General features: G+C 70.9%; 8 protein-coding genes. 4 read left to right on the forward strand and 4 right to left on the reverse strand.

The features are described 5' to 3' along the window. Window positions 1-140 precede the first annotated feature (140 nt). Complete coding sequence (locus tag THSYN_RS11465; RefSeq protein WP_100919262.1) at window positions 141-1,289, reverse strand: zinc-binding metallopeptidase family protein; 1,149 nt, start codon at window positions 1,287-1,289, stop codon at window positions 141-143. Window positions 1,290-1,726: 437 nt separating this feature from the next. Here THSYN_RS11465 and THSYN_RS35260 point away from each other — a divergent pair, with 437 nt between their 5' ends. The 4 genes from THSYN_RS35260 (at window position 1,727) to modD (ending at window position 8,111) form a co-directional block, all read left to right on the forward strand. Next, window positions 1,727-1,822 carry a toll/interleukin-1 receptor domain-containing protein gene (locus THSYN_RS35260; protein WP_216644734.1) on the forward strand — a complete coding sequence of 32 codons (96 nt, stop codon included), beginning with the start codon at window positions 1,727-1,729 and terminating at the stop codon, window positions 1,820-1,822. Window positions 1,823-1,873: 51 nt separating this feature from the next. After that, window positions 1,874-2,350, forward strand: coding sequence for a toll/interleukin-1 receptor domain-containing protein (locus THSYN_RS11470; protein ID WP_236848869.1), 477 nt, complete (start codon window positions 1,874-1,876; stop codon window positions 2,348-2,350). A gap of 394 nt (window positions 2,351-2,744) precedes the next feature. After that, window positions 2,745-6,179, forward strand: a complete 3,435-nt coding sequence (locus tag THSYN_RS11475) for a tetratricopeptide repeat protein (RefSeq protein WP_236848938.1) — start codon at window positions 2,745-2,747, stop codon at window positions 6,177-6,179. Between the two features lie 1,041 nt (window positions 6,180-7,220). Next, complete coding sequence (gene modD, locus THSYN_RS11480) at window positions 7,221-8,111, forward strand: ModD protein (RefSeq protein ID WP_100922387.1); 891 nt, start codon at window positions 7,221-7,223, stop codon at window positions 8,109-8,111. Window positions 8,112-8,153: 42 nt separating this feature from the next. Here the strand turns inward: modD and THSYN_RS11485 are convergent, their stop codons facing one another. The 3 genes from THSYN_RS11485 to icmH all read right to left on the reverse strand — a co-directional run bounded on the left by THSYN_RS11485 (window position 8,154) and on the right by icmH (window position 14,027). Further along, window positions 8,154-8,768: a nitrogen fixation protein NifQ gene (locus THSYN_RS11485; protein ID WP_100919265.1), complete on the reverse strand. Its 615-nt coding sequence runs from the start codon at window positions 8,766-8,768 to the stop codon at window positions 8,154-8,156. 268 nt (window positions 8,769-9,036) lie between these two features. After that, window positions 9,037-12,651 (reverse strand): type VI secretion system membrane subunit TssM, encoded by a 3,615-nt coding sequence (tssM, locus tag THSYN_RS11490; RefSeq protein WP_100919266.1) that lies wholly within the window; start codon window positions 12,649-12,651, stop codon window positions 9,037-9,039. Then, window positions 12,648-14,027, reverse strand: coding sequence for a type IVB secretion system protein IcmH/DotU (icmH, locus tag THSYN_RS11495; RefSeq protein ID WP_100919267.1), 1,380 nt, complete (start codon window positions 14,025-14,027; stop codon window positions 12,648-12,650). The genes tssM and icmH overlap by 4 nt, the downstream gene beginning before the upstream one ends. Between the last annotated feature and the right edge of the window lies 1 nt (window position 14,028).

Below are 14,028 nucleotides of genomic sequence, written 5' to 3' on the forward strand. Positions count from 1 at the left end.
GTGCGGCGCAACGGTGTTCCGAACGCGAACAGTCGAGCCCCTGCGACTGTCCTGTTTCGGAGCAATTCGGGCGCTGCGACAACGACAACGACAACGACAACGACAACGACAGCGTACCCGGGATCTCGTCGGTCGCCACATCAGTGCTGATCGCGCCCCTCCCGCACCACCCGGTGGATATAGGCAAGCCGATCGATCGCCGCCTGGGGCAGGACGAAGGGATAGAGGTCCTGCTGGCCCATGCTGCGGTTGAGGCTGTTGACCGCGAAGGTCAGCGGCAGCCAGTTCTCGATGATGGGCGCGAAGTCGGCGATGGTGTAGGGGTCGAACTCGGGGTCGGCGCTGCGACAACTGCCGTCGGGCAGCCGCCACTCCACCTCGATGCCGAAATGGGCGGCGGTCTCCAGGGTGTCGACGATGTGCAGATAGTGCGCCCAGGTCTCGGCCCAGTTTTCCCAGGGGTGGCTGCTCGCGTAGGTCGTGATATAGCGGTCCTGCCAGTCCGTCGGCGGGCCATCGCGGTAATGGGCCTCCAGGGCCTCGCCGTAGTCCTCCCGCTCATCGCCGAAGAGTGCGCGGAAGTCCGCGAGGCGCCCGCCGTCGCGGATCAGCAGGTCCCAATAGTAGTGACCGATCTCGTGGCGAAAGTGCCCGACCAGGGTGCGGTAGGTCTCGTCCAGGTCCACCCGGATGCGCTCGCGCTTCACCGAGTCCGCCTCCGCGAGGTTGAGCGTGATGAGCCCATCGGCGTGACCGGTCAGAACCGGCTGATCGGGCGGGGCATCCTGGGCGGAGAGGAAGTCGAAGGCCAGGCCGTGTTCGGGGTCCTCATCCCGACTGAGCACCGGCAGCCCGAGCCGCAGCAGCCCATAGAACAGCCGGCGCTTGCCGCGTTCGACGCGATACCACTTCTGCGGATTGCCCGGGCGGCCCAGATTCGGGATGGTGCGGTTGGGCCGACAGGCGGGGCACAGGTCCGCGCCCGATTCCGCCGACACCATCCAGTTGCAGACATTGTGCTGCTCATAGTTGCCGCACTTGCGGTAGCGCCGGCCCGCGATTGCCGTTGTCGGCGGCTCCGGCCGGCGGGACAGGAACCGCGCCAGCAGCCCCGGGCGTTTCAGTGCGGAACTCGCGGGCAGCGGCGTCCAGAAGCCGTCCGCGTCCTCCTCCAACGCCGTGAGAAGCAAGGCATCCGGCACGAAGCCCAGGGTCGCGCCGCATTGATTGCAGCACCAGTTCTCGAAATAGACGGCCTGGCCGCAGGCTTGGCAGGCGAAGGTCCGCATGGTGGGGGCACTCCGGGGGTTGGGGCACGGGGATGAGCGGGAGGGCAGATTATCGCCCCATCGCCCGCTCGCCGCCGCATCCGCAAGCGGGCGCCGTGTCCGCCGGTAGGGTCCGCTGCGCGGACCTTCGCCGACTTTTCGGTCCTGCGGGTACCCGCGATCCCGGCGTTTACCCCGAGTGCCCAAAGGTTCGGGACGGGGTTTCAAACCCCGTGCTGCCCGAGAGCACGCGCGCAGGCGGGTCGAACGCTGGGAGCGCCGCACCCCAGTGCGGCGCGGCCTCGCGGGCGACCGCGACGTTGCGTGCTGCGGATAGGCCGGGCCGCACTGGGGTGCGGCGCTCCCGGGCCGGACGGGGCATTCGCCCCGTCCCGCCCGAGACCCCGTGCCGCCCGAACCATCGCCCAAGGACCGCAGCCCAGGAGCCGACCGCCGCCATGACCGCCACCGAGAACCGGGTCTTCCTCTCCCACGCCTCCGCCGACGACGCCCTGGTGCGGACCCTCCAGCAACGCCTCCAGGACCTGGGGTAGGGGGTCTGGATCGATTCGCGCGAACTGCGCGGCGGGGACCTGCTGTGGCCGGTGATCAGGCAGGCGATCGAGGATGCGGACGCCTATGCGATCCTCATCAGCCCGGCCGCGTTGCAGTCGGAATGGGTGCACCGGGAGCTGCGACATGCCATCGAGGTCCGCAACCGCCGCGCCCGCTCGGGCGGCGCGGGCCGGCTCGGCCGCCTGCTGCTGCGCCTGACCGGCCGCACGGGCAAGGGCCGGGCGGGCGGGGTGGACTACCCGATCATCCCGCTCTCACTGGACGGCACCCGACTGCTCGCATTGAAGGACCTGCTCGGCGCGACGCCGCTCTACTGCGCGCTCAGCGGCGCACCCGGCGGGGTCGAGGCGGCGCTCGACGCTATCCTGGTCGCGCTCGGCCGACGCCTGCCGGCCGACCGGCCCGCGACGGCGGCGCCGCCGGACGAGCCACTGGAGGAACTGGTCCTGGAACTGACCGACCTGCGCTTCCACGAGGCCGACGGCCTGCGCCCGGCTGGTCTATGAGCCGGCCACGGCCGGCCAACGCGCGGTCCAGGGTGCGCAGACCTGGCGCCTGATCGCCCCCCTGGGCCCGATCGAGGCCGAGGAACTGCGCTGGTATCTGGAGAAATACGCCATCTGGCCGAGCCCCATCTTCGAGGCACGCGCGCTCCGGGTCCGGCAGGCGCTGGCCGATTGGGGCCGACTCCTTTACCAGGTCGCCCTGCCGCCCCTGGAGACCGCCAACGTCCTGGCCGCCTGGTCCGGCATCGCCCCCCAGGCCGGGCGGCGCTTCTCGGTCCTGGTCGATACGACCCTGGAGTCCGGGGCCCCGCAGCCCGAGGTCCAGACCGCGCGCGAGGCCGCCACCGCCCTGCTGGCGCTCCCCTGGGAACTGCTGCACGACGCCGACGCCTACCTGTTCCAGGGCGCCCGCCCCACCCGCGTGCGCCGCCGGCTGCCCAACACCCGGGTGCTGGAGGTGCCGGCGGTCGCCACCCCGATCCGCATTTTGCTGGTCAGCGCACGTCCGGAGGACGAGGCCTGCGGGTACATCGACCACCGTGTCAGCGCCTTGCCGCTGGTGGATGCGATGGAGGACCTGGGCGGGTTGGTCGATCTCCAGATCCTCGAGCCGGCGACCTTGCCGGCCCTGCGCGCGGCTTTGAATCGCGCGCAGGATGCGCGCGCCCCTTTCCATGTGGTCCACTTCGACGGCCACGGCACCTACGACCGCCAGGTCGGACTCGGCGGACTCTGCTTCGAGGACCCGCGCGACGGCGCCCAGTTGGAGCGGCGCCGCCACAGCACCGTCTACACCGACGCGCTTGGGCCGCTGCTGCGCGACCACCGCATCCCGCTCGTCTTCCTGGAGGCCTGCCAGAGCGCCGAGGCCCAGCGTGCCTCCGAATCGGTCGCCTCCGAACTGCTCAAGGTCGGGGTCGCCTCGGTGGTCGCCATGAGCCACTCGGTCCTGGTCGAGACCGCGCGGCGCTTCGTCCTCGCCTTCTATGCCGCCCTGGCCGCCGGCCGGCGGGTCGGCGACGCCATGCTCGCCGGCCAGTGCGCGCTCAAGGACGACGACTTCCGCGGCACCCTCCTGGGCGCCGGGGACCTGCGGCTGGAGGACTGGTTCGTCCCGGTGCTCTTTCAGGAGAAGGCCGACCCGCGGCTGTTCACCGCTGCGGCGGCGCGGGTCCGGGCGGATCTCAAGCTCGCGCTCCGCGGCCGGCTCGGTGCGGTCCCCGCGCCGCCGGAGACGGGGTTTATCGGGCGCAGTCGGGACCTGCTGGCGCTGGAGCGGTTGTTGAGCCGGGGACGCTGGGCGGTGATCCGCGGTCAGGGCGGGGAGGGCAAGACCGTGCTCGCCGCCGAACTGGCGCTGTGGCTGGTGCGCACCCGGCGGGTCGAGCGCGCCGCCTTCGTATCGGTCGAGCGCCACGGGCGGGTGGGCGCCGTGCTCGATGCCATCGGTCGGCAGCTCGTCGGGGCGGACTATTCGGTCGCGGCCTTCAAGGACCTGGAGCTTGCGATCCTGCCGGTCGAGCGGGCTCTGGTCGAGCGCTCCACCCTGCTCGTGATCGACAACATGGAGAGCGTCCTGCTGCCGCCCTTCATCGCCCGGGACACCCCGCCCGCCCTGACCGAGGAGGCGCGCCTGGACCTCACCGCCATCCTGGCCCTCTGCGCCCGGCTCGCGGCCCAGGGCGAGACCCGGCTCGTCTTCACCAGCCGCGAGTCACTGCCCGCGCCCTTCGCCGCCGCGGACCACCGGCGCGAGCTGCACCGGCTCGACCGCGAGGATGCCGTCCGGTTGGTGGAAAAGGCGCTCGGGCGCGAGACCGGCGGGGCGGGCGCCGCCGCGGAGGCCGCACGCACCGCGATCGAACAGTTGGTCGAGTCCGTCCACGGCCACGCCCGCACCCTGGCCCTGCTCGCCCCCGCGCTGCGCGACCGGGGTGTCGAGGCGACCCATCGCTCACTGGTCGAGCTGATGGTGGAGATGGAGCGCCGCTTCTCCGGGGAGCGCGAGCAGTCGGTCTTCGCCGGGGTCGAACTGTCCCTGCGGCGGATGTCGGCGGCCAATCGGGAGCGGGCGCTGGTGTTGGGGGTCTTTCATGGCGGGGTTCAACTGGTCGTGCTGCGCCTGATGATGGGCTGGGAGGAGGCGGAGTGCGCCGCGCTGGGGGACGAGCTAATCGGGACCGGGCTCGCGACGGCCGACCCCTACAACCATCTGACGCTCAATCCCGCGCTCTGCCCCTACCTGAGACGGCGGCTGGACCCGGCCAGACTTGAGTCACTGACCGCCGGTTGGGGCCGGGCCATGGGCCAGTATGTCGGGTTCCTCGAGCAGCAGCAGCACCAGAACACCGAGGTCGCGGCGACCCTGACCGGGCTGGAGTTGCCGAACCTGTTCGCCCTGCTGGATCAGGTGCGGGCGGCCGGGGATGCGGCGGCGACCATTGACCTCACGACCTCGCTCTACAGCCTGCTGCGATGGCTCGGCCGGCCGCGCCTGCTCGGGCTCGTCGGGCAGGTGCGCGATGCCGCCGCCTTGGCCCTGGGCGATGGCTCGACCCATGCCGGCTTCGAGGCGCAGCGCACCCGCATCGAGCAGCAACTGGCGGCCGGGCGCCTGCGCGAGGCGCTCGCGGGCGCAGAGACCCTGCTCCAGCGCGCCCGGGCGGCGGGTGTCGGCGCCTATCCGGGCGCCGATTACGATCTGGCAATGGCCTGTTTCCTCCTCGCCCGGGTATTGGAGACCGCCGGTGGAGCGGAACCCGCCTTGCCGCTCCTGGCCGAGGCGCGGCAGGGCTTCGAGTCTATCTCGCGGGTCCGGGACGAAAAGGCGGCCGAGGGCATGACGTCCGCCTGCATCACCGAACGCGGCGACTGTCTGCTTAGCCTGGGCCGGCTCGACGAGGCGGCGACCGCGTATGAGGAGGGCATCTGCCGGGATGAACAACGCGGGGCCGACCGGGATGTCGCCATCGGAAAGCTCCAGCTTGGGACCGTCCGGCTGCAGCAGGGCCGGTACCCGGAGGCACTGGCGGCCTATGCGGATGCGCGCGAGCGGTTCACGCAGTTGGACGAACCGGGCACCGTTGCCACTGCCTGGCACCAGACCGGCATGGCGTCTCAGGAGGCGGGGGAGCCGGAGGCGGCGGAGGATGCCTACCGAAATTCGCTCGCCATCGAGGTGCGGCTCGGCGATGTCGCCGGGCAGGCGGACACGCTGGGGCAGTTGGGGAACCTATACAACGATGTCCTCGACCGCCCCGAGGAGGCGGTCGCCTTCTACCGTCAGGCGGCGGACAAGTATGTCGAGATCGGCGATCCGGCCAAGGAGGGCGCGGCAAGGAACAATCTCGCCTTGGCCCTGCGCGGGCTGCGCCGTTTCGACGAGGCGCGCCGGGAGGTCCGCCGGGCGATCGAATGCAAGGCGCCATTCGGACACGCATCCGAGCACTGGACGACCTGGGGCATCCTCGCCGACCTGGAGACGGACGCCGGGGACCCCGGCGCCGCCGCCGAGGCCAGGGGCAAGGCCATCGACGCCTACCTCGCCTACCGCCGCGACGGCGGGGAGAACCACGACGGCCCCGGCCGGCTCGCACTCGCCGTGACCCAGCCCCTGCTCGCCGGTGACCCGGCCGCCGCGGCCTCCCTGCTCCAGCAGTTCGCCGCCCGTCCGGCCCTGCCCGAAGCGCTCCGACCCTTCATCCAGTCCCTCCAGGCCATCTGCTCCGGCAGCCGCGACCGCGCCCTCGCCGCGACCCCGGGGCTTGACTACACCATGGCCGCCGAGTGCCTGCTCCTGATCGAGACCCTGGAAGCGGCCGGCCGCTGAGCGGTCGCGGCTTGCCCCCGAACGTCGCGCAGCGACGCCTGTGGGAGCGGCTTCAGCCGCGACGCGACCGCGCAAGGCGCGGTGGCCTCGTTGCGGCAAGCGGACATGAACCTGAAATCCACAGATGAACACAGATGAACACAGATGAATACAAATTGTCTTCTAAATCGCTATGTTCATAATCACCTGAAAGGTGATCTACCGGCCTTGATCATGATCCCGGCCACTGGGAGCGCCGCACCCCAGTGCGGCGCGATCTCTCAAACAACTGTGGCGTCGCATGTTGCCGATAGGCCGGGCCGCACTGGGGTGCGGCGCTCCCAGTCGGTCGGCCTGAGGGCCGACCTGCAAGCGTCGCCGGCCGGAACGATGATCAAGGGCGATCTACCGACCAAGAGTAAGCCAATGAATAATCTGTGTTCATCTGTGTTCATCTGTGGACAACTACTCTTTTCTGGATGAAGGCTCGTCCGTCACCCCGGAACATGAAAGTCCCTTGTGGGAGCGGCCTCCGGCCGCGCCGCGGCGCCGCGGTGCGAAGTCCGACGCAGGGCTACAGCGTCGCTGCGCGATTTTTATCCCAAAATCCGGGAATTGCTCTCACAAAGACACAAAGACACAAAGAAGAACGGATCATTGAAGACGTTGCGCCGACTTCCATCCTGACGCCCGGGGCCGCCCAGGTGACCGCCTCCAATGACATATCGTTCTGAAAATTCTTGTGATCTTTGTGTCTTTGTGAGAGAACTACTCTTTCCGGGTTCATGGTTAAGCGCCGTAGGGTCCGCTGTGCGGACCGACCACCTCGCCGCCCCCGCCATGGTCTGGGTCATGGTCAAGCCCAAACCGCGCAGACCATCGGGTGCCGGCGCATAACGGCTATACTGTCGCCGACCGGACCCAAGGGCAGGGTCGCGGCCACCGGTGCGGCCTTGCCCACCGCTCCAGCCGACGGCCCTCTTCCGGAGTCCAAGGCTTCAGCCTTGGTCCGGCCCATCCAAGGCTGAAGCCTTGGACTCCGTCCGGGAACTGCCCGGAACCATGATCGCGCACCCGCCCCAGTTCAGACCCGAGGATACCACCCTGACCCCATCGACACCGCCGGTCCTCGCGGACCACGAACTGCACCGCCTGCTCGCCGAGGACACGCCCTTCGGGGACCTCACCACCGATTCGCTCGGGATCAGCGCCCACCCCGGCACCATCCGCTTCTTCGCCCGCGACCCGATGGTGGTCTGCGGGGTCGAGGAGGCGGTGCGGCTCTTCGCATTGTGCGGGGCCCAGGTCCGGCTGCTGGTCCCCTCGGGGGCTGTAGTACCGACCGAGACCCTGCTGCTGGAGGCGACCGGCAGCGCCGGCGCACTGCATCGCGGCTGGAAGACCGCCCAGACCCTGGTCGAATGGTGCTCCGGGATCGCGACCAGCGCCGCCGCCATCGTCGCCGCCGCCCGGCGCGGTGACCCAGGGGCTCTGGTGGCCGGTACGCGCAAGAATGTCCCGGGCAATCGCGCCCTGGCGGCCAAGGGCTTCCGCGCCGGGGGCGCGGTGATGCACCGGCTGGGGCTTTCCGAGACCCTGCTGGTCTTCGCCGAACACCGGTTGTTTCTGGGGGCCGAGCCCCCCGCGCGGACCCTGGCGCGGCTGCGCGGCCAGTGTCCGGAGAAGCGGGTGGTGGTGGAGGTCCACGGGTTGCAGGAGGCCTTGGTCTGGGCCGGGGCGGACGTGCTGCAACTGGAGAAGTGTACGCCGCAGACGGTCGCGGAGGTCGTGGCCGCGCTCGCCGCCGCCGGCTCCACGGCCCTGGTCGCCGCGGCCGGCGGTATCAATGCCCGCAATGCCGAGGACTATGCCCGCGCCGGTGCCCGGCTGCTGGTCACCACGGCCCCTCACCTGGCCGCCCCGCGGGACGTACAGGTACGCTTCGAGCGGTGATCCTAAGTCCGGAAATTCCCGGATTCAGCTTCACGGTGAGGCTCAGGGCCGAGGCGCAGCGTCCTCCCCATGCCCGAAGCAGTCCGCAACGTCTACGCAGTCCGCACAATTGGGTGACTTGCAGATGGGCACCGCGGCGCGCTCGCAGAGTTGGCGATAGAAGAACTTTTTCCATTTCATGTCGCCGACGTTGAGCGCGGCCAGCGCGGGAAAACAGGTCGCCATGAGGTGGGAGAGCAGGGGCCGGTTCGGCAGCCCCAGGTCCTGCCACAGATGGTTGTCGCGCATCGCCGCGGCGGCGATGGCGTGGCTCAGCCAGGTGAGCGTCTCGCTCGGCTCGCGGCGAGACTCCAGCAGCAGTTCCAGGAGTTCGTCGAACTCGTCCGGCGGCGCCTGCCCGGGGTCGCCGTTGCGCAGCGCCGCCCCCGGGAAGAAGGCGGCCAGGAGCCGCTGAAAGTCTGCTTCGGCCAACCCGCGGATCAGCGGTCGCCGACCGGCGTCCAGCGCGCGCCCGATGACCCCCGCGAAGGCCAGCGTCAGCGCCTCCCGCGGATCGCGGGCCGCGGCCAGGAGGGACCGGCCATCACCGATCGGGGGCGCCGGCACGGGCCCGGCGGCGTCGTGGGCGGGTACCTTGGGGAGGGGCGGGGTGGTCATCTGGTCGTTACCTCGCGGGGGCTGGCGGGCGAACCGTAAAGATAAAATCCACAGATGAACACAGATGAACACAGATAAATACAGATTCTCCGAAAAGCAAAATGAATCTTAAACGATTGAATAATATGTATTTATCTTTATTCATCTGTGTTCATCTGTGTTCATCTGTGGATAACTCTTCTTTCCAGGTCAATAATCTGTGTTCATCTGTGGATGACTCCTCGTTCCAGGTCAATGTAGTCGCATGACGGCCGATGCTCACCGCACGCTATAGCCGCTCGGGACAACTGAAGCCGCGCAGTTCTTTGAGATCGAAGGGGTTGCGGACACTGGTCGCGCGCAGGTCGAAGCTCGCGGAGAAGCCGGACAGGGTGAAGACGAGGCGGAACAGTTCCGGTTGGGCGGTGGCCTGCAGGCGCGCCCGGTCCAGGAGCCGGAACCAGGCCCAGGGGCCCTCCTCGGTCTGGCCCGGGGTCTTGCCGTCGATCCCGGTGAAGGTGATACGCGCCCGCCCGAGCCCTTCGGGTGCCGGCCATTTGAGCGTCTGGGGTTTGCGTGGTCCCTGGCGGTAGTCGAGGACCTGACCGCCCAGGTCGAGGGTGAATTGGGTCGCCAGGCGGTCCAGGCTGGTGGGGGTCAGCTCGAACTCGACCGCCGGGGTCTTGCCGCCGCCCGCGAAAAAGGCCTCGCGGATCACCTCGGCGCGCTGAAATTGGGCCAGGACCGCCGTGGGGATGCCCAGGTCGGCGTTGGTCCAGCGCCAGGGGCGGCGGGAACTGTCGACGAGGGGGGCCAAATGGTCCTTGAAGAAGGCGTCCAGGAGTCCCCCGGGGCCGAACAGTCGGCCGAAGTCGGCCAGGGTGGTGTCGCGCCTGCTGCCCGGCTCGACCGGGTAGCGGCCCTGGATCGCCTCCCGGCAGAAGGGCAGGGGCGTGGCGGTCCAGAGGTTGTTCAACTGGACGCGCGCGCCCCCGGCCACCAGGGTGGCGCTGTCCTGGGCCAGGGTGCCGAGCACGCCCGCTACCACCGGATGCTGGGCGGCGGCGGCCTGTTTGGCGGCCTGGATCTCCTTGCCGGTGCCCAGGGTCAGGGGGCCGCGTCCGCTGGTCGCGGCGGCGTCCACCGCGCTCAGGTGCAGGCCGAGCTGACCGACGGTTTCGAGCGTCTTGTCGAGCGGGGCGGCGTTGCCCCCGGCGGTGTCCACCAGACCCTGCAGCCAGGCGAAATGGCGGGTGACCGCGGCCTCCGGCGCCGACGCCGCACCGGCCTGCTCCCCAACACGCCGGCGCAGGTCGGCGGCCGCGACCCCGGCCACGCCGCCGACGCTGTTCACCGCCCGGTCGGCCAGGGCCCCGGCCGCGGTCCCGGCCACGCCCGCCGCGAGGCCGCCCGCGCCGCCCTCGGCCGGACCGGGCGGACGGTCGAGTGCGGTCTCACGCGCGGCGGCGATGAGCAACCGGCGCAGGGGTGAATCGGCCGGGTTGGCCAGGACCTCGGCGCTCTGCGCGGCGCCCTGCAGGTCCCGCGGCGGGATCAGGGACAGGTCCGTCAGCAGCGCGTCCCAGCGTGTGACATAGTCGCGCAGATACAGGTCCCGGACCTCCGCGGCCAGGGCCGCGGCCTGCGGGGTGCCGGGGATGATGCGCCCCTGCGGACCCAGGACCCAGCTCTCCAGCGCGGCGGCGGCGATCAGCGCGGTGACCGCCGCGTCGAACCGCTGGTGATAGCCGTCATAGGTATAGAGGGCGGGAATGCCCTGATTGATGGGCTTGCCGCTGCGCCTTGCCAGTACCTTCATGGTCAGGGGTCCGCCGGCCCGGGCGAGGGTGAAGTCCGACAACCCGGCAGCGGCCTCGGAGCCCTCCAACTGGCCATAGATCCGGGGCGCGAGGCGGGTCCCGGTCAGGACCTCGCGCGCCTGGCGGATCAGGTCCGCGTCCAGGGCCAGCGGCAGCGGGCTGAGGTTGGCGGCCAGCAAGGCGCTCAGGTGGCGGGCAAGCTCGGCGCGCTGCTCGGTCGTGGTCTCGCGCGGCAGGCGTTGCGCCCAGTCGCGTTCGATCGCTGCCTGCAGCACCGCCGGGTCAGCATGTTGCGCATCGTCCAGCATCAGGTAGAGACGCAGCGCCTCGTACAGGCGGGCCGGGTCGGCCAGCGCGCGGCGGACCTGCTCCTCCAGTTGCAGGGTGATGGCCGGCAGCAGGGTCTTGTGCAACAGACGCTGGTAGGCGCGCTGCGCTTGGGGGCCGAGCTTTTCCACCTGGTCGAGCCCCAGTTCCATGCTGAGCGGGGTGCCCGCGTCGCGGTCCGCATAGCCCCCGGGGATCTGCCGGGCGGCGTTGAGCACCGGCAGCACCGCGAGCAGGTCGCGCCCGGTCGCCCCCCCCACGCCCTTGAGTGAGTCGATCTGGGTCTGGATCGTACTGACCTGGCCGGCGACCGCCGTGATGTAGGCGCGGTTGCCGAGATAACTCAGGGTCCAGGCGGCGGCGGCGCTGACCGTGAGCAGGGCCACACCGGCATAGGCGCCCCATTTCAGCAGGCGGCGGCGACGCTCCAGGCGCGGGTCGAGCCCGGCCAGCGGGGCCTCCGGGAACACGACCTCGCGCAGCAGGCGGGTGACGAAGAAGCTCTTGGCGGTGCCCTGGAAGGCGTCCAGGCCCTGGCGGCCCAGCCCGAAGTTGGCGGCGATGGCCGCGAGCACCCGGTCGATCGGGGTGCCGGTCTGGGTGCCGCTGGTGAAATAGACCCCGCGCACCAGGGGGCGCGACTCGAAACGGGTGGCGTCCAGGCAGTCGTTGAGGAAGTGGTCGACGGTCTCGCCCAGGGCCCCGAACTGGCGCGGGAAGCGCAAGACCAGGCCGCGGCGGCGCCGGTCGCGCTCCGCCTGCAGCCGCCCCAGCAGGTGTTGGTCGAGCCGCTGCTCCAGGGCGCGCTGTTCGGCGCCATAGGCGGCCAGGCCGGGCGCCGCGTCCGGGGCGGGGTCGAAGGGGAAGGTCATACCCCAGACCTGCTCCCGGCCCTCCTTGCCAAGATCGGCGAAGAACTCGCTGAAGCCGGCCACCAGGTCCGCCTTCATGAACAGCACATAGATCGGCAGGCGCAGGCGCAGGGTGCCGTACAGTTCCTGCACGCGCGCCCGGATCGCCTGGGCGTGGGCCGCGCGTTCGGCCGGCGACCACTGCAGCAGGTCCGCGAGGCTGATCCCCAGCAGCAAGGCGTTGATGGGCCGGCGCGGGCGGTGCTTCTTCAGCAGCGCCAGGAAGCCCAGCCAGGCGGCGCTGTCGACCTGGGCGTCGCTGTCCTGGGTGGTGTAGCGCCCGGCGGTGTCGAGCAACACGGCCTGGTCCGTGAACCACCAGTCGCAGTTGCGGGTGCCGCCGACACCGCCGACCGGGCCCTGGCCCAGGCGCTCGGCGAGCGGGAACCTGAGCCCCGAGTTGAGGAGCGCCGTGGTCTTGCCGCAGCCCGGCGGGCCTATGATCAGGTACCAGGGGAGCTGATAGACCCAATGCCCCCCGAGTCCCTTGCGGCCCTCGGAGCCCTTGAGCAGGGCCAGGGCCGCGTCGAAGCGCCCCTGCAGGGTCTTGAGCTCTTCGGCCGCGGCCCGGTCCGCCGGGTCCGGCGCCGCGCCCGGCCCGCCCGCCAGTTGCTCCACCAGGCGCCGGTTGCGCTGCCGCACGACGAGCGCCGCGCCGATCTGCCACAGGGCCCAGAGGACGAAGAGGGCGCCGATCACCCACCAGCGCCGCGACTGCGGCCCCAAGGGCTCGGTGCCGGCGAAGCCGATCAGTGGCCCCACGAACCACACCAGGGCGGCGAGGGCGAGGGTCCCCAGGAGGCTGAGGAACCAGCGGGCGGTGAGAATCCCTGACAGGGCGTTCATGGTTGCGCCTCCCTCGGCTGGGGTCCGGGCCGCTGCAGGCTGATCTCCACCCGGCGGTTGCGGGCGTCGCGCGGGTTCTCCGGGACCGCCGGCTCGCTGTCGGCGCGGCCCTCGGCGGTGAAGCGGGCGGGGTCGCGCGTGATGGCCCCGAGCCGTCCGGCCACCTCCTGGGCGCGCGCCTGGGACAGGTGCCAGTTGGAGGGGAAGCGCAGTGACTTGATGGGGGCGCTGTCGCTGTGACCGGTCACCAGCACCGGTCCCGGCACCTGGGTCAGGGCCGCCCCGATGCGCTCGATCAGGGGCGCGACCCCCGGGAGCAGTTGCGCCTGGGCCGACGCGAAGAGCGCTTCGCCGCGGATGATGAGCGTTTGTCCCTGGGGCCCATTGACGACCGCGACGCGACCGGCCGCGAGGTCGTCGCCCAGCAGGGTGCCCAGGGTGGCCGTGTCCGGTTCGGGCGGCGGCGGGGCCGGGCGCGGCCGGTCCGTGGGGGCCGGCAGGCCCCGGTCCAGGCCGGCCAGGGACAGATAGACCGGGTCCGAGTCCCGGCTGAGTGCAAAGGTATAGGCGGCGAAGAGCCCCAGCAGCAGGAGCGCGGCGACCGCGGACAGGACCCACAGGGGCACCTGCGCGAGCAATGGGTCATGCTGGGGCGCCACCCCCCGCCAGTGCGGCGAGAGCTCGGGTTCCGGCTCGCCGCGCTGGGTGCGGATGCACTGATAGAGGTTGGCGCGCACCCGTTCGAGCTGGTCGCGACCGCCCTCGCGCACCCGGTAGCGGCCCTCGAACCCCTGGGCCAGGCACAGGTACATCAGCTCCAGCAGGTGCAGGTTGCCTGCCGGGTAGGCGAGCAGGCGCTCGAGTGCGTCGAAGAACTTCTCCCCGCCCCAGGTCTCGTTATGGAAGCTGACCAGCAGGCCCTGCTTGCTCCAGATGCTCTGGCTGCCCCAGGGCGTGTCCAGCACCGACTCGTCGAGGAGGGCGCACAGGACATAGCGCGCGGGCAGGACCAGGGTGTCGGCCAGACCCCGCCCCCGGGCACAGGCCTCGAATGCGCGTATCTGTCCCACCAGGCGCTCGCGCAGGCCCTCGGGGTCCCGGTGGGAGGCGCTGCCGCGCAGCTCCCCGGCGACGGTGAGCAGGTCGCTCGCACAGGCCACCAGCGGGTTGTCGGAGTTGTCCGCCGGGATGGGCAGCGGCGCCCGGTTGCCCGCCGCGGGGGCCGGCGGCCAGGGCGCGGCCGGCGGGTTGGGGAGCGGCGTGAAGCCCTGGCCGGGACCAGGGGGCGCCCCGGTCGGCCGGCGCCCGCCGGGGTTCGGCCGGATGACGGTCGCGCCGGCGTCCGCGGGGTCGAAAAAGGGGTCGTCGTTGGTCAAG

It is taken from the genome of Candidatus Thiodictyon syntrophicum, assembly GCF_002813775.1.
Classification (GTDB): Bacteria; Pseudomonadota; Gammaproteobacteria; order Chromatiales; family Chromatiaceae; genus Thiodictyon; species Thiodictyon syntrophicum.